Source organism: Marinomonas balearica (genome assembly GCF_004362145.1).
In the GTDB taxonomy this organism is placed as follows: Bacteria; Pseudomonadota; Gammaproteobacteria; order Pseudomonadales; family Marinomonadaceae; genus Marinomonas; species Marinomonas balearica.
Map to the genome: position 1 here is coordinate 171773 of NZ_SNXC01000011.1, position 26103 is coordinate 197875.

A 26103-nucleotide genomic window follows, 5' to 3' on the forward strand; every position below is an offset into this window, starting at 1 on the left:
TAGGTTCAATTCTGATGTCGCTTGTTTACATCATAGAAGATGAAATAAAAATAGCTGAAATACTGTCGGATTATCTGACAAAACATGCATTCGAGGTTCGATTACTTCACTCGGGGGAGAATGCAGTCGCAGAAATAATAAAAGGTAAGCCTGATTTACTCATTCTGGATGTGATGCTGCCCGGCGTCAGTGGGTTTGAAATATGTCGTCAGCTACGAGCCATGGATAATGATGTTCCCATTATTATGCTTACTGCGCGAGTAGACGAGGCAGACCGCTTAGAAGGGTTAAATATCGGCGCTGACGATTACGTTTGTAAGCCTTTTTTACCAAATGAAGTCGTTGCTCGTGTAAATGCAATTTTTAGACGAATAAATAAGAGTCAGTCTAATGGCTCTAATGAACCTAGCACGTTGATAAGTTACCGCAACATCACGTTAGACATGGAGAAATATCTGTGTTTTGTGAATGGCGAGGAAACAGAGTTAACACCTGTCGAGCAAAAAATATTACATACCATGATTACAAAGCCGAAACGTATTTTTTCACGTGAAGCATTGATGAATACATGTTACGACGACGATCGAATCATTAATGACAGAACCATCGACAGCCACATGCGCAACTTACGTAAAAAATTAGGTGGCTCAGACAGCGTGATTCATACCGTTTACGGTGTTGGCTATAAGTGTGAATAGGAAAAGACTAGCGGCATCCCCACTCCTTCCATAGCGGGTTAAACCAAGCGTATTTCGTATTTTGATATAGGAGCGATTCAACGAATGAATGTGCGTGGTACTCTGATCGCATTAGGGGTGAGTTGCTTTTTATTGTCGCTTATTCCGCAACTGTCGTTTCTTCTTTATTTCTCTGCTTTTTTCTATTGGGTGGTGTTGGCGCTTTCGTTGAATCGGCTTAATCAGCGCAACCGCTTTCAAGTTCTTTTTCTATTGAGTGCTGGTGTAAGCTGTACTGCTTTTGCGTTCGTTGTAGGAGAGTTGACGCTTATTAACATTGCAGTGCTTGTTAAAGCTAACTTGGGCATTACCAGTATGCTGGTGGGCGTTTCTTTTTTGAGCTTGTTACCGCACCCTCAACAAGATAAAAGGAATTTGCTCGGTGTAAAAGGAGCTGTGAGTACTTGGGGAAGTGTTCACCTTCTTGGCGCGGTGATAAATCTGTCGTCGGTATTTCTAGTGGGCGATAGATTGCAACGTTCTCATCCTTTGTCAGATGCGCAATTAGGAATTATTGTTCGAGCGCTAACGTGTGCTGGGTTTTGGTCGCCGTTTTTTGCTTCTATGGCGATTGCTTTTTCTGTCGCTCCCAATGCGTCGTACTCTGACTTGGTTTCCATTGGTGTTCCTGTATCGATAACGGCATTCTTATTCAGCATGTGGGAATTAAAACACACAAACCGAGTAGATAGTTTTATTGGTTTTCCTATATCTCTATCTAGTCTTCTTTTCCCCGTATTTCTCGCGTCGGCTGTATTGGTTATTCATTACCAAATCTTAAAAGACATGCCTATTTTGTCTATTGTTACTTTTGTTTGCCCTCTTAGTGTATTGGGTCTTTTGTTAATTCAGGGTGGTAAACATGCAGCTCAACGTAAAGTAAGGGATCATATTTCATTTCGTTTACCCAATATGATTAATGAAGTATCGCTGTTTATTTCGGCTGGTTTTATGTCGGCAAGTGTGTCGTTGCTTGTTGGTTATCTTCTAGGGGACAGCTGGTCTCTATTCGACTCCTTTGGTTTTTGGGCTGCGTTTTCTTGTTATATTGCAATCTGCATTATTTCTTTAATTGGTTTACACCCCATTGTTGGCATTTCTCTGATGAGTGCGCTGGTGCCCTTTGAAGAGGTTAATAACACCTTGTTAGCGTTGGTGTGTATCAGTGCATGGGGAGTAGGAACGGCAATAGGGCCTCTTTCAGGAATCAATCTTTCAGTTGCCGGTAAGTATGAGTTGGACAATATAAAGCTGTCTCGTTTAAACATTCGTTACGGGGTGTTTATGTCCGCAGTCGTTGCGGTTGCAATGTACGCCGTAGTGCTGTTATCAGAGATGCAGTAGTTTTAAAAAAATAATGGCTTAAATCGGTAAAGGAGTGCATGTGAAAAAGGTAGTTTTGAGCGGTTATATTTTGATTTTGGAAGCGGAACTTTATGAGATTGAAGAGGCGCTAATTGAGCATGTTACATTAACAAAAGCAGAAGAGGGCTGTTTAGTTTTTAATGTGACGAAAGACCCTTCTAACCCACTACGTTATGATGTTTATGAAGAGTTCGCCTCACAAGAGGCTTTTGATTTTCATCAGACACGCGTTAAATCTTCAACGTGGGGCCAAGTGACCACAAACGTTGAAAGACACTATTCAATTCAGACGCTATCTAATTGAAAAACAGCAATAAAAAAGGCCGACAGTGTCGACCTTTTTTGATAAACGATGGTGATTGTGGCGTTATGGAAGGTTTCTATTCAACCAGCTTAAGGCTTCATCATAAGGCGCAGGCATATTGCCAAGATCGTTGAGAATTGTTTTAAGTTGCTCAATGTCTCCTGAACAGGCATTTAAGTGGCCTACTTTACGACCAGGGCGAACTTCCTTTTTATACCAATAAAGCTCTAACCCTTTGCTGCTTAACCAATTGTAATCGACGTCGACGCCTATTAAATTAACCATCATGCTTTGGTTTTTAATTTCTGCAGGTGCCAAAGGAAGCCCCGCAACCGCACGCATATGATTTTCAAATTGGTTTACGCTCGCACCCGCTTGGGTCCAATGGCCACTGTTGTGAACTCGTGGCGCAAGCTCATTTATGAGCAAGTCGTCACCCATTCTGAAGCATTCCATCGCCATGACACCAACATAATCTAAAGCGTCCATAAGCTTACCAAGCATTGTTTCGGCTTTAGATTGAAGTGGTTTTAGGCGGTCAAGCGGTGAGATAGAAGCGTATAGAATACCGTTGATATGTAGATTCAAGGTTAATGGGTAAAAGTATTTTTCGCCATTTTTACCACGAACACCTACAAGTGAAACTTCTTCATCGAAATTGATAGCTTGTTCTGCAATCGCTAACCCTTTCCAATCTTCAGGAATTTCAGTACCTTCCGCTTGTTTCAGCCAATATTGCCCCTTGCCATCGTAGCCTCCACGACGGCGTTTCATAAGCACTCTATCACCAAGTTGCTCATAGGCTTTTTGCGCTGTGCTGTCGTCTTCTACAGCGAACCAAGGTGCTGTTGCAAGATCTAGCTTATCAATCCACTGTTTTTGCGTCAGACGATCTGCCAGCTGCGGAAAGGTCGAAAGGTTAACGAAGTTTTTATGAGAGGCAAGTTGCTTAGTTGCTTCCGTCTCAGGCCAATCTTCGCGTTCAGCCGTTACAATGTCATCGTCATGTAATGGCAACACTTCTTTTGTTTCGATATCGACTGGACGCACATCTAAACCAAGTGGATTAGATGCTTGTTTGAGCATTGCGCCGAGTTGGCCAGCACCGAGTACCCAAATACGTGACATTTTATGCCTCCCGAGGATCTGGGTTGCTTAGAACCGTGTCTGTCTGTTCTTTACGGAATGCCTCAATGCGTTGAGCGAGTTCTGCGTCGTTATTTGCCAAGATCTGGCTTGCAAGAAGACCTGCATTGAATGCGCCTGCTGTACCAATAGCGAGCGTGCCTACCGCTACACCTTTTGGCATTTGAGCAATAGACAGCAAGCTGTCCATTCCGTTTAGCGCTTTACTTTGAACTGGCACACCTAAAACAGGTAAGCGTGTGTGAGCTGCGACCATACCGGGTAAGTGGGCTGCGCCGCCTGCACCGCCAATGATGACTTCGAAGCCTCGTTCAACGGCAGATTCGGCGAATTCAGCCAATTTAACAGGAGTACGGTGGGCTGAAACAACTTCGACATGATAGCTGACGCCCAGCTTATCCATAATCTCAGTGGCACCTTCCATTGTGGCCCAGTCGCTTTTAGATCCCATGATAAGGGCAACTTTTGCTTGCAAGACAGTTCTCCTGTTTGTGAGCTCCAATGTGCATTAGCAACGCAAAATCGTATTTTGAACGTTATCTAATTAGGTGAGAGAGGAATGGAGCCTGATTGATTCAAATTTGGGCGATAATATAGCGAATTTTCGCTAAAACTGCGACCATTTGTAATGGGAAGTTTGTAACTGAATAAGCGACATACAGCGTGTATACGAATTGTATAGACGCTGTATGTTGCGATGTACTTTCACTTTCAACTAGAAAGCACACTAGACGACGGATTTAAGGTATTTTATACCGTCACTTTGTCTAAAGCTTGGCTGATGTCAGCAATGATATCTTCAATGTTTTCAATACCAACAGAGATACGTACCAAATCTCTGCTAACACCGGCTTTTGCCAACTCTTCGTCGTTCAATTGACGGTGAGTTGTCGATGCTGGGTGACATGCCAATGATTTAGCGTCGCCGATGTTCACTAGGCGCAATACCATTTGCAGGGCATCGATAAACTGAGTACCGGCTTCTAGGCCGCCTTCGATACCAAAACTCAAAATGCCAGACGCTTTACCGCTGGTGATGCGTTGGCTCATGCTATTGTATTTACTGTCAGGTAACCCTGCGTAATTTACCCAGCTTACTTTTTCGTGATTGCTTAGGTAGTTAGCGAGTTTTTCAGCGTTTTCACAATGACGTTCCATGCGCAATCCAAGAGTTTCTAACCCTTGCAGAATCATAAACGCGCTATGAGGAGCAATCGCTGCACCAGTATTACGAAGTGGAACAACTCGACAACGACCAATATAAGCGGCTGCACCAAGCGCTTCTGTGTAAACAACGTCATGGTAAGACGGATCTGGTTCGTTCAGCATAGGGAAGCGTTTTTTATTTTCGACCCAGTCAAACTTTCCGGAATCAACAATAATGCCGCCAATGGTTGTACCGTGACCGCCAATGTATTTAGTCAAAGAGTGGATGACGATATGAGCGCCAAGATCAAACGGACGGCACAAGTATGGCGTTGCTACGGTATTGTCGACAATCAGTGGAACGCCGTGTTTGTTTGCAATCGCCGCAAGCGCTTCGATGTCTACGATGTTACCCGCTGGGTTACCAATGGATTCACAAAAAATGGCGCGTGTGTTTTCATCAATAGCTGCTTCAAAGCCGTCGAAATCGTCGGCAGAAACCATACGGGTTTCAATACCTTGTCTTGGAAAACTGTGTGCAAAAAGGTTATATGTGCCGCCATACAGCTGGCTTGTGCTGACAATGTTAGAACCCACATCACATATACACTCGATAGCATAAGTAATGGCTGCCATACCAGATGATACAGCCAATGCAGCAATACCCCCTTCCATTGCAGCGACACGTTGTTCCAATACGTCAGTCGTTGGGTTCATTATACGAGTATAAATATTACCCTGAACTTTCAGGTCAAATAGATCCGCACCATGCTGAGTATTATCAAAGGTATAAGACGTAGTTTGGTAGATTGGAACAGCAGCTGCTTTAGTTGTCTCTTCGGATGTGTAGCCGTGGTGCAATGCAAGGGATTCGAGCTTCATTGTGATTGCCTTTTGTATTTGTTGTATGAATTTGTGCGTTACTTTATATCTACTGTCTTTGGAAGACAGGGACTAGAACATAATTTTCAAGTCCATTTTACTTAATTCAATATAAATTGGTAATCGAGATCCATTCAAGTCGTTTGAAAAATAACACTTAGACATCGAATAGAATACCGCATATTCAATTAATTGCTGGAATAGGGCGCGAATAAATCAGAAGTGATAGGGAGAAAGTAAATTCTCCCTATTGGAGAGTCGCTGCGATCAAGAGCGTCTTTCTAAATTCGCTCGCTCAAGTAGCGATCGTAATCAGGAATGACTTTCTCAAATTCGCTATCAAATAAGGGCGATGACACTAAAAAGTTTGCAGAAGAAACACTGCACGCAATGGGAATGTTCCAGACCGCCGCCACTCGTAAGAGCGCTTTAATATCAGGGTCGTGTGGCATAGGTTCAAATGGGTCCCAAAAAAAGATTAGAACGTCTATTTTACCTTCCGCTATCAGACCACCAAGTTGCTGGTCTCCACCTAAAGGGCCGCTAATCAGCGCCTTTACTTCGACGCCTAATTCCTTTTGGAGTAAGTTCCCTGTTGTGCCTGTGGCCATTAGATGATGAGAAACAAGTTTATCTTTATGGTCTCTTGCCCAAAGAATAAGTTCTTGTTTCATATTATCATGGGCAACCAGCGCGACGCGCTTGGTTGCCGGTGCGGTGACCGCTTTTTTATGCATTGTCATGAATGCTTAGCCTGTCGCTTGGCCAACTTTAACGATTTTCATTGAGTTAGTTGTACCAAGGCTGACCAAGTGATCGCCTTTGGTAACGATAACCAAATCACCGTCTTCAACATAACCAAGAGATTTCACTCTTTCTATCAATCCTGAAATGATGTTATCAACATTGTAAGACTGCGAAGAGAACGAAACGGGCGTAACCCCACGATACAGTGCTGCGCGGTTAAGTGTTTCTTGATTAGGGGACAGCGCGTATATTGGCAACCCAGATGTAATGCGAGACATTAGCAGAGGAGAGTTTCCTGAAGCCGTTAAGCTGATGATCGCTTTCACACCTTCCAAGTGGTTTGCTGCATACATTGCTGACATGGCAATGGTTTCGTCGATGCTACCGAATTTTACGTCAATACGGTGCTTAGATTTTTTAACCGATGGTTGTTTTTCAGCACCTAAACAAACACGATTCATTGTATGAATGACTTCTTCTGGGTAGTCACCAGCTGCCGTTTCCGCAGATAGCATAACCGCGTCAGTACCATCCAGTACCGCGTTTGCAACGTCAAAGACTTCTGCACGAGTCGGCATTGCACTTGTGATCATTGTTTCCATCATTTGAGTCGCTGTGATTACAGGACGGTTTAGCTGACGGCAACGTTTAATCATGTGTTTTTGAACGCCGACTAATTCTGCATCACCAATTTCAACACCCAAATCACCACGAGCTACCATGACAGCATCAGAGGCCAGAATGATTGAATCTAATGTTTCGTTGTCAGCAACAGCTTCGGCACGTTCTACTTTTGAAACGATACCTGCTTTAAGGCCTGCGGCATGAGCCAAACTGCGTGCTTCTTCCAAGTCAGCGGCACTGCGTGGAAAGGAAACCGCTAAGTAATCCGCTTTTAGAGCCGCAGCCGTTTTAATGTCTTCTCTGTCTTTGTCTGTTAGAGCCGCAGCAGACAATCCACCACCTAAGCGGTTGATGCCTTTGTTGTTTGAAAGCGGGCCGCCAACCACAACCTTGGTAATGACTTCCATACCTTTCACTTCTGTGACTTCAAGAACGACACGGCCGTCATCGAGAAGCAGAATGTTACCCGGTTCAGAGTCTTCAGCTAATTGAGGGTAGTCGATACCAACACGTGTTTCATCGCCTGCTGTTTTATCAAAGTTAACATCCAGAATAAAAGTGTTGCCTTCTTGGAGTTGAACTTTTTGATTGTCTTTGAAGCGTGCGATACGAATTTTCGGTCCCTGTAAATCACCTAAAATTGCTATGTGGCGATTGTTCTTTTTCGCCAATTCACGAACCGTATTTGCTCGATTGATGTGATCTTCGGGCTGACCATGAGAGAAATTCAAACGAAATACGTTTGCTCCTGCAAGGATCAGTTTTTCGATCATTTCTGGTGAGCTGGATGCTGGGCCTAAAGTTGCAACAATTTTAGTTCTACGTGTCATGATTTTTACCAAAGATTGAGATACATGAAGAGAAGTATAAGAGACGACGAAGGCTGAGTCAGCAGCCTTCGTGTATTTTGAGCTATTTTGCGTTCATTAATGCAATGGCGTTGTCTAACATACGGTTAGAAAAGCCCCATTCATTATCGTACCAAGCCATTACTTTTACTAATGTACCTTGAACGCGGGTTTGAGTCGCGTCGAAGTTTGACGTGTAGGTGCTGTGATTGAAGTCGCTAGAAACCAATGGTTCGTGATTAACGCAAAGCACTTCGGCCAATGTTGCATCCGCAGCAATGGCGTCTTCGATGATCTTGTTAACTTCTTCAGCCGTTGTTTCGCGAGGTGCTTGAAAGGTGAGGTCAACTAGGGAAACGTTCACAGTAGGAACGCGAACCGCCATACCGTCGAATTTACCTGCAAGTTCTGGAACGACAAGGCCGACTGCCGCAGCGGCACCTGTTTTAGTTGGGATCATGTTCATTGCCGCAGCGCGTGCGCGGTAAAGATCCTGATGATAAACGTCCGACAGTTTCTGGTCATTCGTGTAAGCATGGATGGTCGTCATTAAGCCACTGACGATGCCTAATTGGTCATTTAAAGGCTTAGCAATTGGAGCAAGACAGTTAGTAGTACATGATGCGTTAGAGATAACCGTCATGTCTGATGTCAGTACTTCTTGGTTAACGCCGTATACAACAGTTGCATCAACCTCTTTACCTGGAGCAGAAATAATAACTTTCTTCGCGCCAGCCGATAAGTGAGCGCTGGCTGTTTCTTTGGTTGTAAAAAAGCCAGTACATTCAAATACAACATCAACGTCAAGATCAGCCCAAGGCAATGCCGCAGGATCGCGCTCAGACAAGGTTAGAATTTTGTCTTCATTAATATACAGCGCTTCTTCATCGAAATTAACATCAGCATTGAAGCGACCATGAACCGTGTCGTACTTAGTAAGGTGAGCGTTTATTTTTGAGTCGCCTAAGTCGTTGATTGCTACGACTTGAATTTGATCTCGTTTACCAGACTCGTAAAGCGCTCGAAGCGTGTTGCGTCCAATACGTCCATATCCGTTAATTGCTACCTTAATAGTCATACCCACCTCTAAATTCGTCTGAAATTCATTTCATAAAGTCGCTAACACAAGTGTGGAACACTTATTCCAGAATTGCCTTATTTTGTAAAAATACTACATAAGCAATTTTGCAAGCAAGAATCTAAATCAAATAACATTATAAATGATTAAAAAATAATCACATCGTTCGATTAAATTGATACTACACTTACTTGTGTTACAGATTAGTTGCCATTCTATCGAAAAAAACTCGAAATAGGAGGCCTTAAGTAAAAAAATTACAATATTTTAGGGTTTTTCTTTAAAAAAATCGGTTTTTGGGCGTGATTTATGATTTATATGTAGTAATATTACATAAAATTTGTGTCATGCCGACTTACTTCAGTCGTAAGTCGCATAACAAAAGCGGAGTGAAGCATGAACCCCATTGTTACGGAAGTGACGAATAATATTGTTGAGCGCAGTAAAAAACTGCGAACGAAATATCTGGAAGATATGAAAAAAGCGCAAGAAAAAGGACCGCATCGTGGTGTTCTTTCTTGCGGTAACTTAGCGCATGGTTTTGCTGCTTGTAATCCACAAGACAAGCAAAAGCTAACGTTAATGGAAGAAGCAAACATAGGTATTGTCTCTTCGTATAACGACATGCTTTCGGCTCATCAACCTTATGAGGATTATCCTCGTATTATTCGAGAAGCTGTGACTGAAATGGGATCCGTCGCTCAATTTGCGGGTGGCGTTCCTGCAATGTGTGACGGCGTGACTCAAGGTCAAGATGGCATGGAATTGAGCCTATTTAGTCGCGATAACATTGCTCAAGGCGCAGCCATTGCCCTTTCTCACAACATGTTTGACGCAGCCCTTTTCTTAGGTATTTGTGACAAAATCGTTCCTGGCTTGTTAATTTCGGCTTTACGTTTCGGCCAGTTACCCTGCTTGTTCGTTCCTGCTGGCCCAATGAAATCGGGCATTACCAACGCGCAAAAAGCTGCAGTACGTCAGCGTTTTGCGAAAGGTGAGGCGAGCCGAGAAGAGCTTCTAGAAGCAGAATCGGCCTCTTATCATAGTGCAGGTACATGTACCTTTTATGGTACAGCGAACTCAAATCAGCTGTTGGTTGAGATTATGGGGCTGCAATTGCCCGGCTCCTCTTTCGTAAGTCCTGATGATCCTCTGCGTGAGGCGCTAACTCGCCATACAGCACAATTGGCTGTTAAAACAACGGCACTAGGACGCGATTATCGACCTATTTATGAGGTGATTGACGAGCGCTCGATTGTTAACTCTATCGTCGGTCTGTTAGCAACGGGTGGATCAACCAACCATACCATGCACATTGTTGCTTACGCTCGCGCGGCAGGCATCATTGTTACGTGGGATGATTTTGCTAAGTTGTCCAAAGTCGTGCCGTTGTTAACTCGAATCTATCCAAATGGCCAAGCAGACATTAACCACTTCCATGCAGCGGGTGGCATGGCATACCTTGTTAAGCAACTTATTAAAGGTGGCTTGGTTCACGAAGATGTGAACACCATTGTTGGTAAAGGGTTGAGTCACTACGCAAAAGAGCCGTTCCTTGAAGGCGATAACGTTGTGTGGAAAGAAGGTACTGATGTCAGTCTGGATATGGATGTTGTACGACCGATAGAAGATCCATTTAGTCGCGAAGGCGGTTTGTCTCTTCTTAAAGGCAACTTAGGTCGTTCTGTCATCAAAGTCTCTGCGGTGAAAGAAGAAAATCGAATTATCGAAGCGCCTGCGGCTGTATTTCATGATCAAAATGATCTTGCAAATGCAATTTCGAGCGGTGAACTTGAGCGCGACTGCATTGCCGTGGTTCGTTTTCAAGGGCCAAAAGCGATCGGTATGCCTGAGCTTCATAAATTAACGCCATTTTTAGGCAATCTTCAAGATAAAGGCTTTAAAGTCGCATTGGTGACGGACGGACGAATGTCTGGTGCGTCTGGTAAAGTGCCGGCAGCGATTCATTTAACACCTGAAGCATTGGCCGGTGGACTTATTGGCAAGATCAAAGACGGTGACCTAATGCGTCTTGATGCAGTAGAAGGCACGCTAACTTTGCTCGTCTCTGATGAAGAGATTGCGGGTCGTGAAGCTGCGGTACAGGATTTGTCAGAGTCTCACCAAGGCATGGGTCGTGAGCTGTTCTATGCTCAACGCACGCTTGTTGGTGGCGCTGAGCAAGGTGCTTGCAGTTTATTTGAAGAACTGACTTAAAGATCGAAATCGAGAGTAACCTTTCCTCTGACTACTAGCGGTTTGCGTTAGTAATGGTGTTTGGGCCTGCCGTTGGTAGGCCCTTTTTTTGTTTTTTCTGCGCGTGATTTAGCTGGTTGCGATCATGCTGTTAACGGAATTTTCAATCAGTCGCTTTTTCACCGTGGTGTTTTCTACCGCTTGATCAAACCAAAAATCTAAGGGTTGATCAAAGCCAATGCCATGCATGAAATTATAAAGCGATTTCCGTAGCCCTTTACCGAGCATGTCATGATCGGTGCCTGTCGGGTCAAGAAAGTCCACATCGTTTTCCGCAAAAAGCGTTTCAGGTCGTTCTACAAGGGTGATGCCGTAATCTTGCGGATTAATGCCAATGGGGCTGTGAATAGTCGCAGCGAAACGATGCCAATAAGCGGATTGGAAACAGCCTTGTTGCATCATTTGGCGAACCATCTCCAGAGAATCAATGGTTTCTTGTTCCGTTTGCGTAGGGAATCCATACATAAGGTAGGCATGTACGAGAATACCTGCATCGCTAAAGCCACGTGTTACACGTGCGACTTGTTCAACACTTACGCCTTTTTTCATTAATTTAAGCAACCGATCAGACGCAACCTCAAGACCGCCGCTTACCGCAATACAACCTGAATCAGCGAGTAATTGACAACGCTCAGGCGTGAAAGTCTTCTCGAAACGGATATTTCCCCACCAGCTGATCACAACGTTGCGTTCAATAAGGCGTTTTGCCAAAGCAAATAACGCTTTCGGAGGCGCTGCTTCATCGACGAAATGAAAGCCTGTTTGCCCTGTTTCTTCTATAAGTTGCTCAATTCGATCAATTAGAATGTCTGCACCCGCTGCATCATAGCGATCGATATAATCTAAGCTAACGTCGCAAAAACTGCATTTACGCCAATAGCAGCCATGGGCAATTGTGAGTTTGTTCCATCGGCCATCGCTCCATATACGGTGCATCGGGTTGAGCATCTCACAAAGAGACAGGTAATCATTAAGTGGAAGCCCGTCGTAAATCGGCGCACCTACATCTGTTTGAGGTATGTCATGCAGTGATTTATTGTCGTTGAAGTGAACAAATAACTCGCCATTTTCGTCCTCTGCAAGGCAGTAGGTACGCACTAATTGATCAAACTCTCTTTGACCATCGAGATATTCTAGCAACGTAATAAAAGGGCGTTCGCCGTCATCGAGACAAATGAAATCAACAAACTCAAATATTCTAGGGTCTTTCAGCGCTCTTAATTCCGTATTTACAAAACCGCCGCCCATTACGATAGTGATGTCTGAATTGATTGCTTTACAGGTTTGCGCAATGCGCAACGCTCCTAAAACATTTCCTGGGAAGGGCACAGTGAGAGCAACAACAGAAGGCTGTGTTTCTTCCAGATAGCACTCTACAAGTTGCTCCAAAATTTCTGAGCTAAAGCTGGGCTCTCCCATTAGGATGTCGTATAAATCATCGAATCTGGGGTTCGCTGCGGCCAAACGTTCGCCATAACGGCTTACTTCAAAGTATGGGTCAACGCCTTGAGTAATAACGGCGGATAAGTCGTTAATAAAGAGCGTGGCCAGATATTTTGCTTGATCTTGAACGCCTAGGTCACCAAAGGCATTTTTAAGAACATCGCCAGAGACAACGGCCATCTGTTCGATGGCATCGAAGGCTGGGCCTTCGGGTAAAAAGCGGCGCGATATAATACGCAGTGCTAGGCTAGAATCTTTGCCTTGCAAAAAACGAATGACGGGTTCGACACATAAAGAATAACGATCGAATTCCGACAAAAAGGTATAAATGACGTCCGGCAGTTCGTCGTCATCGAATTGCTCGAAATTCTCTTCGACATGTTGACGCATGATGTCTAAACCATCAGAGGTCATCATTTCTAAGAACAATTCAATAGCAGGGTCGCGTTGCTGCGCGTCGTAACCACGAGAACGTAAAAAACCCGTTAAATACGCCGTCGCAGGGTACGGCGTATTTAATTGAGTCATTGGAGGCGTCATTAAAAGAACGGTCATAACTGGCCTTTACTATGAAGTTTAAACGTTTAAATATGCTTGCTTAAAACGCCATAGGGAGAAGGACAAACACTAGATATGAAAACCACATCGCTGCAATGGTGCCACCCAGCCAAAGCATAAATTTAAGGCGCTTTGACTTAACGGGCTTTGTCTCTTCTGAGATATTCTGCGCTAGAAAGTTTTCTACTGCTTCATCCGGAGTGTTTGCAGACACGCTAGCTTTTTCTACATAACCGCAGAGTTTTAAGCGCTCAATGTCTTCTTTTGTAATTTCAGCTCGCGTCAAATGCTCACGTTGAAGAACAGTAAAGGTTTGCATGGTGAAGTTCTCTCAATTCAGTCCAAATCAGATGGGGGCAAATGCTACCATTACCGCTTTCATCTGTCTGTATAAGTAGGTTGAAACTGTGCATTCTTTCGGTGCTATCGCGTAACAATGTAGCAAGAATAGAAGATTGAAAATTAGGAGGATGACAAAACACGGGTTGAATGTTTGACGAGGAGCAGTGTGGTTTCCAAAACAATACAAAAAAGGCACTAGATAGTGGGTTGAATTTAGTATAATTATTCACTCATTCGATCTGTGTGTGCACTATGGTTAATACGTTTCAAATATATTTTTCGCCCAATTTAGCTTTGTGTAAATCACAAATTGAGGCGTGGTTATCTGACTATTCAATGAAGGTTGAATGGCGTTGTATTGATTCAATTGAAGAATGCCCAGCTTCTGAAATCGTATTGGTTGCGGAAGGTGACCTTTCAACGAAGGATCGACGTTTGTTGGCGGCTAGAAGGTCGCTTGTTGTCGTTGAACGTTGGTCGTTAGATGCAAGCGTAAAATGGATTAAAATGGGGGCGACGAATTGTTTTGACAGTGCGAGTACGGCTCATATTGCCTCTTGGTTGTTCTCCGAATGCACGCACTTTACGCGTTCTGAGTCCGAAAAAGTGGACAATAGCATGCTACAGATTGTGATCGACACTATTCCTGTCCCTATTTTTTATAAAGACCATCTTCATATCTACCGAGGTTGCAACGATGCATTTTGTGATTTCCTTGGATACCCAAAAGAGCGCATTGTAGGATGCTCGGTCTACGATATTGCGCCAAAACATTTGGCTGATATTTATTACTCCGCAGATTGTGAACTGCTGGCACAAGGTGGAACACAGCAGTACGAAGCAGAGGCTAGGTACGCAAATGGCACTATTCATGAAATAGAGTTTAATAAAGCGGTATTTTTACGGCCGGATGGCCTTCCCGGCGGTCAAGTCGGTGTGATGTTAGACATCACTGAACGAAATCAGCTTATGCGTGAGTTGGAAAAATCCAGCCAAACTGACCAGCTAACGGGGGCTGCGAATCGAAGAAGCTTCGATCAAATGATTCACGAGGAATGGAAAAATTCCAAGGAATCAGGCAAACCGCTTAGTTTGATTAGTTTAGATCTAGATCACTTTAAAAAAATTAATGATCAGTATGGGCATAGCGGCGGAGATACGGCATTAAAACTCATCGTTAATTGGTTGGATGACCATTTAGAAGAAGGGGATAGCCTGTATCGAATTGGCGGCGAAGAGTTTTATATTCTTATGACAGATACGGATCTCAAAAAAGCGTTAGTTAAAGCAGAATCGTTGAGAGAAGGGTTAGCACAACATGCGTTTACGATTCAAAATCACGAAGTGAATATGACGCTTTCTATCGGTGTGGTTCAGTTAGATATGGACGTCATATTAGATAAAATTCTTGAATTGATTGACCGCGCATTATACGAAGCCAAAAATAATGGACGTAATCAGGTAAGAGCTGCGACATAAAGTCGGTAAACGCTTGGTCGGTCTAACGTGTGCGTTGAGTCCATAAAGAATAGACAAAGGGAGAAATGTCATGTCGCTAAACTCTGGCAATGAGTTAATGGCCAGCTACAACCAATATATGAACCGCAGTGTTTATGAAAGTGCTGCAAAACTGACCTCGGAGCAGCTCAATAAAGATCAGGGCGCTTTTTTCAATTCGATTCTTGGAACGCTAAATCACATACTTGTTGGTGATATTATTTGGCTTAAACGATTTGCTGACCATTCAATGCACTTTCCTTCGTTAGATTATTTGCTGGATGTTCCATCTCCGAAGGCGTTGAATTCAATACTCTACTCCGATTTCGAAGAATTAATGGCGGCGCGGTTTAAATTAGATGAGGTGATCGTCAATTTTACGTCAGAACTGACGGCGGAATCACTAGAGTCTCCGTTGAAGTTTCACAATATGAAAGGTGTGCTTTTTTCAAAAAAATTGGGCTATTTAATCCAGCACTTTTTTAATCATCAAACGCATCATCGTGGACAAGTTTCTACGTTACTTTATCAAGCCGGAATTGATATTGGCGTCACGGATCTTCTGGTGAAAATTCCAAATATCGAAGTTGATAATGACGCCTAAATCAAGGATGGCGTTGACTAGTAGCTAGCCTTACTTCTCTTAGAATCGTATAAGATTTCGATATTAGGTTTTAATCATCTCTTCATGCTTCATTTTTTCAATAAGGTAATCCAAAAATACCTTCACAATCGCTGGAAGCGTTCGGCCAGACAAGGTCTGAACTTCTGCATTTCTTACGTCCATTCCTCTGTCTCTAATCGGAACTGCGATTAATTCTTGTGCCGCAATTTGATGGCGCATTGAGATTTCACCGGAAAGATGAATGCCACCACCAAAGCTCGTAAAGCGACTTAGGGTTGCCATATGGTTTGATTCTAGAATCGGTTCGAATAAAAGATTCAGACGGCTGCAACAGATATCAAAGAGTTGCCTGACTGTCGTGTTTTCTTCTGGTAGAGCAATGGGGTAGGGCTGTAATTGCGAAAGCGAAACGGACTTTTTATGAGCAAGGGGGTGACTGGGGTGAAATACCGCCATAATAGGAGACGGCTGGCGGTATTCAACTTTTATGTCTTTTGTTGGTGACAAGCTTAAGGTGATGCCAATGTCTGATTCGCCATGACTGACCAGCTTGGCAACGTCTCCCGGCGCGCAGACTTTGAGATGAAAGTGAATGCCATCGTGTTGCCGACGAAAGTTTGAGATGGTTCGTGGAATAAAGTCCATCGCAAAGCCTTCAGAGCACGCAATATTAATGTGGCCTTTTTCCAGACCGTTTAGTGCACCTATTTCAGCGACGACTCGGGCTGATTCTAATGCATTTTTACGCGCATACGCGGCCAGCATCTCACCTGCTGCGCTAAGCTCCATGCCTCGAGGACGTCGTTCAAATAACACGGTATCAAGAGTCTCTTCCAAACTCGTGATTTGTCTGCTGATTGCGCTAGGCGCAACGTTTAATCGCACAGATGCTTCACTGATTGAGCCGATATGTGCAACTTCTAGAAAATAACGTATTGCCGTGTCTTGAAGTCTGAGTGACGCTTTCATCTAAAATCCTATTTAAAATCAAAGTGATGTCGTTTTTAGAACCTTTATTTGACTATAACTTACATAATTTCTGTGCTAATTTTATGAAGCCATAGGTTTGCTTTTTTAGCAATGCATCTGTGCATATTTGTTAATTGTGGCAATGAAGTATTTTCAATTAATGTGGATATACGTTGTATTATTGTCACAATTCAAAAATAGAATGATAGGAAGCAGAATGATGGAAAAAAGTCGTAGTCACCGTTTTACTCTTCGAAAAACTCTTTTAAATTCTCTTATTACGTGTGCGATTGCCTCCTCTGCATCCGCATGGGCCGATAAAAGCAACGATACGCTCGTGTATGCTTCTGACAGCGAACCGGAAAACGTCAGTCCTTACCACAATAATTTACGTGAAGGCGTTATTTTGTCTCACATGGCATGGGATACATTAGCCTTTCGTGACCCAAGTACATCCGAATATAAACCGCTTTTAGCAGAAAGCTGGGAATGGGAAGACAGTACGCATTTAGTGTTCAAACTGCGTAAAGGCGTTAAGTTCCATAACGGTGACGATTTCTCTGCTGAGGATGTCGCGTTTACATTCAATTATGTTGTCTCTCCAGAATCAAAAATCGTTACTCGAAAAAATGTGGATTGGATCGATCATGCTGAAATAGTGGACGATTACACGGTACGCCTTGTTCTTGTTAAGCCTTTCCCTGCAGCACTTGAGTATCTATCCGGCCCAACCCCAATATATCCAGCGAAGTACTTTAAAGAAGTTGGTATTGAAGGGTATTCAAAAGCGCCTATTGGAACAGGACCTTACAAAATTACCAAAGTATTGACAGGCGAAGGCGTGAATTTAGAGCGCAATGACGGTTACTTCAAAGACAGCCCCATTCCAAAGCCTGCGATTAAGAAACTGGAATTCCGTGTGATTCCTGACCCTGATGCGCGACTTGCGCAGCTCATGACTGGAGACATCGACTGGATTTGGCGCGTACCTTCTGATCAGGCCGATCAAATGAAAATGATGCCGGGACTTGATGTCAAAAGCGCCGAAACCATGCGCATTGGTTACCTGCGTATCGATACTGTAAGTGAAACCCTGAAAGACTCTCCATTTAACAACAAGCTTGTTCGTGAAGCCGTAAACCACGCCATTGATCGTGATGCGTTTTCTCAAGACCTTATTCGCGGCGGCAGCCGTTCTGTTTATACGCCGTGTTTCCCAACTCAGTTCGGTTGTGACACTGAAGCGGCTAAGAAATACGAATACGATGTTGATAAAGCCAAAGCGCTGCTTGCAGAAGCGGGCTACCCAGATGGTTTTGAAACAGAATTTTATGCTTACCGCGAGCGTGATTTAGCCGAAGCCATGATGGGCTATCTGAGCGAAATTGGTATCAAAGCAAACCTTCATTTTATGAAATACGCGGCGCTTCGTACCGATCAACGTGCAGGCAAGGTGCCATTGTCGTTCCAGACTTGGGGTTCTTACTCTGTCAACGACGCATCTGCAATCACCAGTGTGTTCTTTAAAGGTGGAATCGACGATTCTGCTAAAGACGACGCTGTCATTAAACTGCTGGATACGGCAGACAGTTCAGTCGATCCTGATACGCGTAAAAAAGCGTACTCACAAGCAATCAAACGCATCTCTGAAGAAGCGTATTGGGTGCCAATGTTCTCGTACTCAAGTAACTACGCGTTCAGTGATACTTTGCAATTTACGCCGTATCCAGATGAATTGCCGCGTTTCTACGAGTCTACTTGGAAGTAAAGCGACTCGTCGTCAATTTAGAATTTAGGAGAGAATATGCTGGTGTTTATATTTCGTCGGTTGCTGGTCGCGATCGGTGTGGCAATTACGGTTTCCATTATTAGCTTTATGTTGTTGCATTTGTCTGGCGATCTAGCAACGGCCATTGCAGGCCCCGAGTCGACTGCCGATCAGGTGGAAGAGATTCGCGTCGCATTTGGTTTAGACAAACCGATTATCCAGCAATACTTTTCTTGGTTGATTTCGGCTGTTCAATTGGATTTTGGGCGCTCATATTATTTTCAAGATACGGTTATGGATTTAATAAGTGAGCGCCTTCCAATTACGTTAACACTCGGCGCTTTGGCGCTGGGTATTGCGACGTTTGTTGCGATTCCGCTGGGTGTGCTTGCCGCGATAAAGCAAGATACATGGATAGATCGCCTTGCTTTAATGATTGCTGTAGTGGGGCAAGCAATGCCAAGCTTTTGGTTCGCCTTGACCTTAATTGTTGTCTTTGCCGTTAATCTTCATTGGTTACCGGCGGGTGGGAATTCAACATGGATGCATTTTATATTGCCTGCGATTGCGCTTGGCTATTATGCGATGCCTGCCATGATGAGACTGACCCGTACCGGAATGTTAGAAGTATTGGGGTCGGACTATATTAGAACCGCTCGCTCTAAAGGCTTAAGTGAAACGTCTGTTGTCTTCAAACATGCTCTGCGAAATGCTGTGATTCCCGTTGTGGCGCTTGCTGCAGTGGAGCTGGGTTTCATGCTTGGCGGATCGATTGTAATTGAATCCGTTTTCTCGCTTAAAGGATTAGGGCAGCTGGCTTGGGATGCCATTTCTCGAAATGATTACCCAGTTGTACAGGCTGTCGTACTTATCATCGCGGTGTTTTACATTGCATTAAATTTTGTTGCAGACGTGATCAACGCTATGTTGGATCCTCGTTTGCGAGTTAGATAAAGGAAGCACATTATGTCTCAAACTCTTTCTAACTCAACGTCTAGCTCTCCAGTGTCAGCATTGTCTGGCCCGGAAGCATCTGGGTTACCAGTGGTGCCAGAGTGGCGACGAGCGCTTAATAAGTTTTTAGGTCATCGGGGGCTTTTCATAGGCTCCGTCATCTTAGGTTTTATTGTTCTGGCAGCGATATTTGCGCCTTGGTTGGCACCTCATGATCCTTATGTACAGAACATCTCTCAACGCATGATCCCGCCAATATGGCATGAAAAAGGAACATGGGAACACATTCTAGGAACCGATAAGCTAGGGCGAGATTACCTTAGTCGCTTACTTTACGGCGCTCGAATTTCTTTGACGATTGGCCTAACCGCAGCGCTTATTTCTGGGGTTATTGGAACGACGCTAGGTGTCTTGGCGGGCTATTTTGGTGGCCGAACGGATGCGGTAATCAGTTACATCATTACCACTCGATTAGCCTTGCCCGTGCTATTGGTTGCCTTAGCTATGGCTGCGTTAGTGGGGGGGTCACTTGAAATGGTGATTATCCTACTGGGTTTGCTCTTGTGGGATCGTTTCGCCGTGGTGGCTCGTTCGACGACCCAGCAATTACGTGACGCTGAGTTCATTGCATCCGCTAAAGTATTAGGGGCATCCACTTCTTATATTCTGATTCGTGAGTTACTGCCCAATATTCTTAGTGCGCTGATTGTTGTTATTACGCTGGAAATGGCACACGCCATTTTACTCGAAGCTACTTTGTCCTTCTTGGGTCTAGGAGTGCAACCGCCGTTACCGTCTTGGGGGCTAATGGTGTCAGAGGGTAAAGCGTATATGTTTTTCCAACCTTGGGTCATTGCGATTCCGGGCATCACCTTGATGATTTTGGTGTTAGCGATCAATCTGGTTGGTGATGGATTAAGAGATATGAACGCTCCCGAAGGGCGCAATTAGTAGGCAGGAGAAAGGTTAAATGAGTCGAGTTTTAGAGGTTAAAAATCTTCAGGTTGATTTACCGACTGCCAATGGAACATTGCGTGCGGTGCGTGGCATTGACCTGTCGGTAGAAAAAGGTGAGATGCTGTGTATTGTTGGCGAGTCAGGATGCGGTAAATCCATGACATCAATGGCGCTTATGGGCTTGTTACCCAAAAAAGCAAAGGTATCAGCAGACAAAATGGAGTTTGATGGTCTGGATTTGCTGTCTCTTTCAAAGAAAAAGCGCAATGGCGTTCGTGGGTTGCGAATGTCGATGATTTTTCAGGAGCCTATGACATCGCTGAATCCATCCTACACATTAGGAAACCAGCTTTGTGAAGGCATTATGCGACATAAAGGGCTGACTAAAGACAAAGCCGAAGAACGTGCTATCTATTTATTAGAACGTGCTGGGGTGCCTTATCCAGAAAAGCGCCTTAGTCAGTATCCTCATCAGTTGTCAGGCGGACTGCGACAACGGGTTATGATCGCTATGGCTCTCATGTGTGAGCCTGATCTCATCATTGCAGATGAGCCCACAACTGCCTTGGATGTGACCATTCAAGCACAAATCTTGCGATTGATTCGTGAGCTGCAACAGGAATTTGGAACGGCTGTCGTTTTCATAACGCACGATCTGGGCGTTGTGGCACGTATCGCTGACCGAGTTGCGGTGATGTACGCAGGTCAAGTCGTGGAAACGGGCTTAACGAACGATATCTTTAATAATCCAAGCCATCCGTACACGCAAGGCTTGCTAAGTTGTATTCCTATCCCAGGGAAAACCGCGCCGGGAAGTCATCTTGAATCCATTCCGGGTGTCGTGCCGAGTTTGATTGGTGATTTAGCGGGTTGTGCCTTTCGAAACCGATGTAAGCATGCGACAAAGGGATGCGCAACCGACACGCCGACACTGGTAGAGTTTACTGCACCTTCTAGTCATCAGGTGCGTTGCCCAGTCTCAGTTGAATCCTTAAAGGAGGCGGTGTAATGCCACAATATGCATTGGAACTTTGCGACCTATCACGTCATTTTCAACTGAAAAACGGTGTGTTCAGTGCGCCGACGACACTCAAAGCCGTTGATGGTGTTTCGCTACGCATTCCACCGGGCGAAACATTGGGATTAGTTGGGGAATCTGGCTGTGGTAAAAGTACCTTAGCCAAGATGATTTTAGGGCTGTTGTCGCCGACAGACGGCAGTGTGTTGGTCAATGATCAGGTCATCAGCAACGGCAATCGCTTTGCATTAGCCAAACAGTTGCAGCCTATTTTTCAGGATCCGTATTCCTCTCTGAATCCTCGTAAAACCATTCGTCAGATCATTAGTTTGCCTCTTCAGCTGCATAAAGTCGGGGATAAACGAAGCCAACAAGCTTCTGTTAAACAGATGAGTGATTTGGTTGGATTGCCCGAGCGTTTATTGGATCAGTATCCGGGACAATTGTCAGGTGGTCAGCGCCAGCGTGTCGCAATTGCTCGCGCGTTGATACTGAAACCCAGTATTTTGGTGTGTGATGAGCCGACGTCGGCGTTGGATGTTTCTGTACAGGCACAAATCCTTAATTTATTGATGGATCTGAAACAAGAGCTGGGCCTGACCTATTTGTTTATAAGTCACAACCTAGGTGTGGTGGAACATTTAGTGGATCGAGTGGCGGTTATGTATCGCGGTAAGCTGGTCGAACAGGGAACCCGTGAGGATATTTTCCGCAATGCACAACACCCTTACACACAAGCATTGTTGTCATCTGTTTTAACACCAGAACCTTCTTTAGGGTTACCTGAATTACTGGATGACAGTGCATGGGCAAACGCTTCATAAAAGCCACATACCTTATGCCGTAAAGCTATCCTATCTACTAAGGAAACAAGATGAGCCGCCAATCAAGTATTGTTGCTTCAGAGTCGTATTTTGACTCTGGCGAGTTTTTTGACGCGTTAAGTCAGCGTGTTGCGATAAAAAGTGAGAGCCAAAACCGCAAGGATTTTCAGCCGCTTTATACCTATTTAGAAGAAGTGATGACCCCTGAGCTTGAAGCCATGGGATTCAAAATTTCAATATTACCTAATCCCGTTACTGAGGAAGAGGCGCCGGGCTCATGGCCATTTTTATTCGCTGAGCGTATAGAAGATCCGAGTGCGTTGACACTGCTAACCTATGGGCACGGTGATGTTGTACTTGGGTACGATGATCAATGGAAAGAAGGCTTATCACCTTGGACATTAACCGCGACAGGCGATCGATGGTATGGGCGTGGTGCGGCAGACAATAAAGCGCAACATACGATCAACCTCGCGTCTTTAAAATCAGTCTTGAACGCAAAAGGCGGCAAGCTCGGCTTTAATGTGAAAGTGTTAATCGAAACGGGCGAAGAGGTGGGGTCTCCCGGTTTGACTGAATTTTGTACCCTGCACAAGGAAGTTCTGAAAGCCGATCTTTTTCTCGCGTCAGATGGACCTAGACTGGACGCGAATTCCCCTACTGTGTTTCTTGGTTCTCGTGGCGGTTTTAATTTCGATTTGACCGTTAACTTGCGTGAAGGGGCTCATCATTCAGGCAACTGGGGTGGATTGCTTAGCAATGCGGGAACGCGTTTAGCTCACGCATGGGCGTCTATGGTGGATGCCAAAGGCAGAATACGTGTACCGTCATTACTGCCGAATGAGTTACCCGGTGCGGTTCGTGAAGCTCTAAAAGACATTAAAGTGGGTTTGGATGAGAACAATCCGGACATTGATCTTGAATGGGGTGAGCCGGAACTGTCACCTTCAGAACAAGTCTTTGGCTGGAATACGCTTGAGATGCTTGCCTGCAAAACAGGCAACCCAGATAACCCTGTAAACGCCATTCCAGGGTACGCAAAAGCGAATTGCCAAATTCGTTTCGTCGTTGGAACGGACAGCGATAACTTCCTAAATAATATCCGTACTCACTTAACGGAGCAGGGCTTTGACGATGTAGAGGTTTCCCAAAATGGGGAACCTATGCACGCGACACGATTAAACCCAGATGACCCTTGGGTAGATTGGGCGCTTAAATCGCTGGAAAAAACGACGGATAAAAAGCCCACTTTGCTGCCAAATTTGGGAGGCTCGATTCCTAATTATGTGTTTTCTGACATTCTTGGATTGCCGACAGTTTGGGTGCCTCATTCGTACCCTGCATGTAATCAACATGCGCCAAACGAACATGTGTTAGCGCCCGTGTGTCGTGAAGCATTGCAAATAATGACAGGGCTGTTTTGGGATCTTTCCGACCAAGGTGAGCAGATTCGTCAGGCTCGTAATGCATCTAAGAGCAATTAATTACTAAGGAATATTTCATGGATAAGGTTGTTAGTAGGCAAGTTAATAACATGACATCAAGATTAACATCTGAGCTAGACAGCTACGCCGATTTGCTTTGTGATTGGATTGCAACGCAAGAAGACGCGATGATTAATTGCCTTGAAGCGCTGGTAAATGTTGATTCTAATAGTTATGACAAAACAGGCGTTGATGAAGCCGGAAAGTTGATGGAATCTTGGCTGGTGGAAGACGGCATTGCTTGTACTTGGCATACTCTAGAAAACTCAGGAGATGTCTTAGAAGCCCAAGTTGGGATGACTGAAACAAATGCCAACGCCCCTGCGATTTTTGTGATGGGCCATCGTGATACGGTATTCCCCAAAGGCACATTGGAAACTCGACGATTCACTCGAGATGGCATGAAAGCTTTTGGCCCCGGCGTTGCGGATATGAAATCTGGGTTGGTGCTGAATTGTTTTGTATTGAAAGGTTTGCAACATTTATTAAAAACCAGCGACATTCAACAGCTGCCGTCTCCTGTCATTGGCCTGTTTACTGGAGACGAGGAGATTGGCTCACCAGAAGGGCGCTTTGTTATTCGTGACCGTGTAGCCGGAGCGAAAGCCGTTTTTAACGCTGAGCCCGGACGCATCAGTGGAAATGTGGTGTCGGCGCGTAAAGGGGGGGCGAGCTTCGAAATCCAAGTGACTGGAAGGGCGGCTCATTCGGGCGTAAACCATGCGGATGGTATCAGTGCAATTGGTGCATTGGCTCAACTCGTAACATCGTTACATGCATTGACCGATTATGACAAAGGCATCACCACGAACATAGGTCTTATCAGTGGTGGGATGTCTTCAAATACTGTCGCTCCGACGGCAACGGCACGTCTTGATCTTCGCTTTATTACACTAGAACAAGGCGAAGAAGCCAAAGCCCAAATTAATGCCATTATTGAAACGCCAGTGATCGAAGGTGCCGTCGCAACGATAAAAACCTTGTCAGAATTTCAGCCCTTTGAAGCGTCAATGAGTGACGCCGTCTTGGCGCATTATCAACGTCAGGCAAACTCTGTTGGTTTTTCTGTTGAGGGTGAGTTTACGGGCGGTTGTTCTGATGCGGGTTTTACTTCGTCTATGGGCGTGCCCACCTTATGCGGAACGGGTCCTGTGGGGGCGAAAATGCACACAGAAGATGAGTATTGTTTGCTGGATACGTTTGTACAGCGAACACAGGCCGTTGCGAAAAGTATATTGTTGCTTTGATTGCTCTCGTATTAAGACCTATTAACCTGTCTTTATAGGAAGTATTTCATCAACAGCGTTTTTGGGAATAGGATTTAGGTAATCTTGCAACGCCAAGCCATCTATTTTATTAGATGGCTTGGCGCTTGACGTTACTCTACAGCATGATAGCGAATGGATATATAACGTCCAGTAGTGCCATCAGTGGTGTTGTAGTAGTTTGTGATTTGCATTAAATACGTGGCGTCGTTAGCGACTTTAACGGCATATACGCGATAATTTGGCCAAATTTTGTGTTGGTTGGTTAAATTATATTCATACCATTGTGTTGCATCATCGGTGTAGACGTTGCTCATTGTGTCGGTCACAAAGGATCGACTATTAATGTCGCTGCCTGATGCAATGGCATTCACCCCGTTCGCATCGTAGGATGTTGAAGCGCCTGCCGAACCACTTCCACTTACTCCACTGTTAAGCAGTAAATTAAACTTATAGCTGTTGTAGTCTATGTCCGCTTTGATGTCCCAACCGTCTGCTGAGCAATCTACTTCAGCTGTTGAATCAATGTCATAACATTTGATAAAGGCACCCGAATCGCTTGTAGAAGATGGACTCCAAGTGGTGACAGCGGTTGAAAATCCACTGTCCGTCGCGCTTTGAATGTAGAAGTTTAAGGAGATGCTAACACCGCTTACCTGATGCGTTGTGCTGTCATAATCCGTGTAGGAAATACTCGTTGCATTTAACTTTGCAAATGCATCTGCGGTGCTGTTTCGTATCACCCACCACGCATCGGAATTCGCGTCATAAGCGCGTGTCGTACTGTTGTAATTTGCCCATTTAGTCGTGCCAGAGTTAATGGCAGTCGTAAGTGTGTCAGTGGCAAAGGTATAACTGCTGTCCGTTAAATCATAGGTTGCCGTAAGATGCTCCAACTCGGAAGAGGCGGTGGCGTTTGTAAATACGCTACTGTTTGCGCTGCCGTCGCTGTAAAAGTCAGATTGAGATGCAATTATTGCATTAGTAACAGTATCGGTATTGGTCATGGTGGATGTGGCGTTAAATGCAATGTGCCATGTGTCCGAAGACTGAACGATGCTTTTGGATGCTAAATTGACATAGGCCCAGCCATTCGTTGCATTAATATTTTCTAAGGTTGTCTCAGTGTCGGTTGCGCTAGACGACGCTGCGTTGGAGGTAGTATTACTTTCATCGGAATCGTTGCTTGAGTCGCAGCCTGCTAAAAAAGCCAAAAGAGGCAAAAGCAGGATAAATTTAGACGGTGTCATTCTAGGTTCCTCACGG

At 44.6% G+C, this 26103-nt stretch carries 23 protein-coding genes; 13 read left to right on the plus strand and 10 right to left on the minus strand.

Annotation, left to right across the window (positions count from 1 at the left end; genetic code table 11):
• Positions 1 to 14 precede the first annotated feature (14 nt).
• The 3 genes from DFP79_RS08220 to DFP79_RS08230 all read left to right on the plus strand — a co-directional run bounded on the left by DFP79_RS08220 (position 15) and on the right by DFP79_RS08230 (position 2406).
• Entirely contained in the window at positions 15 to 698 is a 684-nt protein-coding gene (locus DFP79_RS08220) for a response regulator transcription factor (RefSeq protein ID WP_133503455.1), read from the plus strand.
• An 84-nt stretch (positions 699 to 782) separates the two neighbouring features.
• Positions 783 to 2081 (plus strand): hypothetical protein, encoded by a 1299-nt coding sequence (locus DFP79_RS08225; protein ID WP_133503456.1) that lies wholly within the window; start codon positions 783 to 785, stop codon positions 2079 to 2081.
• A gap of 40 nt (positions 2082 to 2121) precedes the next feature.
• A complete protein-coding gene (locus DFP79_RS08230; RefSeq protein ID WP_133503457.1) occupies positions 2122 to 2406 on the plus strand; it encodes a putative quinol monooxygenase in 285 nt (94 codons plus the stop codon).
• A 63-nt stretch (positions 2407 to 2469) separates the two neighbouring features.
• On the opposite strand, the gene purK is transcribed toward DFP79_RS08230, so the two are convergent.
• The 6 genes from purK to gap form a co-directional block, all read right to left on the minus strand.
• Complete coding sequence (gene purK, locus DFP79_RS08235; RefSeq protein WP_133503458.1) at positions 2470 to 3534, minus strand: 5-(carboxyamino)imidazole ribonucleotide synthase; 1065 nt, start codon at positions 3532 to 3534, stop codon at positions 2470 to 2472.
• A gap of 1 nt (position 3535) precedes the next feature.
• Complete coding sequence (gene purE, locus DFP79_RS08240; RefSeq protein WP_133503460.1) at positions 3536 to 4027, minus strand: 5-(carboxyamino)imidazole ribonucleotide mutase; 492 nt, start codon at positions 4025 to 4027, stop codon at positions 3536 to 3538.
• 275 nt (positions 4028 to 4302) lie between these two features.
• A complete protein-coding gene (locus DFP79_RS08245) occupies positions 4303 to 5580 on the minus strand; it encodes an O-acetylhomoserine aminocarboxypropyltransferase/cysteine synthase family protein (protein WP_133503461.1) in 1278 nt (425 codons plus the stop codon).
• A 281-nt stretch (positions 5581 to 5861) separates the two neighbouring features.
• Positions 5862 to 6323 (minus strand): methylglyoxal synthase, encoded by a 462-nt coding sequence (locus DFP79_RS08250; protein ID WP_133503462.1) that lies wholly within the window; start codon positions 6321 to 6323, stop codon positions 5862 to 5864.
• Between the two features lie 6 nt (positions 6324 to 6329).
• The gene (gene pyk, locus DFP79_RS08255) at positions 6330 to 7781 is read right to left on the minus strand and encodes a pyruvate kinase (RefSeq protein ID WP_133503463.1); all 1452 of its coding nucleotides are present in this window, start codon (positions 7779 to 7781) and stop codon (positions 6330 to 6332) included.
• A gap of 82 nt (positions 7782 to 7863) precedes the next feature.
• Entirely contained in the window at positions 7864 to 8877 is a 1014-nt protein-coding gene (gap, locus tag DFP79_RS08260; RefSeq protein WP_133503464.1) for a type I glyceraldehyde-3-phosphate dehydrogenase, read from the minus strand.
• Positions 8878 to 9273: 396 nt separating this feature from the next.
• Between gap and edd the strand changes: the two genes are divergently transcribed.
• Positions 9274 to 11094, plus strand: a complete 1821-nt coding sequence (edd, locus tag DFP79_RS08265) for a phosphogluconate dehydratase (RefSeq protein ID WP_133503466.1) — start codon at positions 9274 to 9276, stop codon at positions 11092 to 11094.
• Positions 11095 to 11202: 108 nt separating this feature from the next.
• Here edd and DFP79_RS08270 read toward each other — a convergent pair whose 3' ends face one another.
• Positions 11203 to 13131: a B12-binding domain-containing radical SAM protein gene (locus DFP79_RS08270; protein WP_133503467.1), complete on the minus strand. Its 1929-nt coding sequence runs from the start codon at positions 13129 to 13131 to the stop codon at positions 11203 to 11205.
• 43 nt (positions 13132 to 13174) lie between these two features.
• Entirely contained in the window at positions 13175 to 13453 is a 279-nt protein-coding gene (locus tag DFP79_RS08275; RefSeq protein WP_133503469.1) for a hypothetical protein, read from the minus strand.
• Positions 13454 to 13812: 359 nt separating this feature from the next.
• On the opposite strand from DFP79_RS08275, the gene DFP79_RS08280 reads away from it, so the two are divergent.
• Together DFP79_RS08280 and DFP79_RS08285 are read left to right on the plus strand one after the other, a co-directional pair.
• Positions 13813 to 14955: a GGDEF domain-containing protein gene (locus tag DFP79_RS08280; protein ID WP_243730235.1), complete on the plus strand. Its 1143-nt coding sequence runs from the start codon at positions 13813 to 13815 to the stop codon at positions 14953 to 14955.
• A 70-nt stretch (positions 14956 to 15025) separates the two neighbouring features.
• Entirely contained in the window at positions 15026 to 15577 is a 552-nt protein-coding gene (locus DFP79_RS08285; RefSeq protein WP_133503472.1) for a DinB family protein, read from the plus strand.
• Positions 15578 to 15640: 63 nt separating this feature from the next.
• On the opposite strand, the gene DFP79_RS08290 is transcribed toward DFP79_RS08285, so the two are convergent.
• A complete protein-coding gene (locus tag DFP79_RS08290; protein WP_133503473.1) occupies positions 15641 to 16567 on the minus strand; it encodes a LysR family transcriptional regulator in 927 nt (308 codons plus the stop codon).
• 217 nt (positions 16568 to 16784) lie between these two features.
• Between DFP79_RS08290 and DFP79_RS08295 the strand changes: the two genes are divergently transcribed.
• From DFP79_RS08295 to DFP79_RS08325, 7 genes are read left to right on the plus strand one after another with little or no spacing between them, the layout of a single operon-like run.
• Positions 16785 to 18335, plus strand: a complete 1551-nt coding sequence (locus DFP79_RS08295) for an ABC transporter substrate-binding protein (RefSeq protein ID WP_133503475.1) — start codon at positions 16785 to 16787, stop codon at positions 18333 to 18335.
• A 36-nt stretch (positions 18336 to 18371) separates the two neighbouring features.
• Positions 18372 to 19289 carry an ABC transporter permease gene (locus tag DFP79_RS08300; RefSeq protein ID WP_133503476.1) on the plus strand — a complete coding sequence of 306 codons (918 nt, stop codon included), beginning with the start codon at positions 18372 to 18374 and terminating at the stop codon, positions 19287 to 19289.
• Between the two features lie 12 nt (positions 19290 to 19301).
• On the plus strand, positions 19302 to 20240 hold the full coding sequence (locus tag DFP79_RS08305; RefSeq protein WP_133503477.1) for an ABC transporter permease: 939 nt from the start codon (positions 19302 to 19304) through the stop codon (positions 20238 to 20240).
• 19 nt (positions 20241 to 20259) lie between these two features.
• Positions 20260 to 21255, plus strand: a complete 996-nt coding sequence (locus DFP79_RS08310; protein ID WP_013797736.1) for an ABC transporter ATP-binding protein — start codon at positions 20260 to 20262, stop codon at positions 21253 to 21255.
• A complete protein-coding gene (locus tag DFP79_RS08315) occupies positions 21255 to 22088 on the plus strand; it encodes an ATP-binding cassette domain-containing protein (protein ID WP_133503478.1) in 834 nt (277 codons plus the stop codon). Before DFP79_RS08310 ends, DFP79_RS08315 begins: the two co-directional genes overlap by 1 nt.
• 50 nt (positions 22089 to 22138) lie before the next feature.
• A complete protein-coding gene (locus DFP79_RS08320; RefSeq protein ID WP_133503480.1) occupies positions 22139 to 23572 on the plus strand; it encodes a M20 family metallopeptidase in 1434 nt (477 codons plus the stop codon).
• A 17-nt stretch (positions 23573 to 23589) separates the two neighbouring features.
• A complete protein-coding gene (locus DFP79_RS08325) occupies positions 23590 to 24819 on the plus strand; it encodes a M20 family metallopeptidase (RefSeq protein ID WP_133503481.1) in 1230 nt (409 codons plus the stop codon).
• 131 nt (positions 24820 to 24950) lie between these two features.
• Here the strand turns inward: DFP79_RS08325 and DFP79_RS08330 are convergent, their stop codons facing one another.
• Positions 24951 to 26087 (minus strand): HmuY family protein, encoded by a 1137-nt coding sequence (locus DFP79_RS08330; RefSeq protein WP_133503483.1) that lies wholly within the window; start codon positions 26085 to 26087, stop codon positions 24951 to 24953.
• Positions 26088 to 26103: the final 16 nt, after the last annotated feature.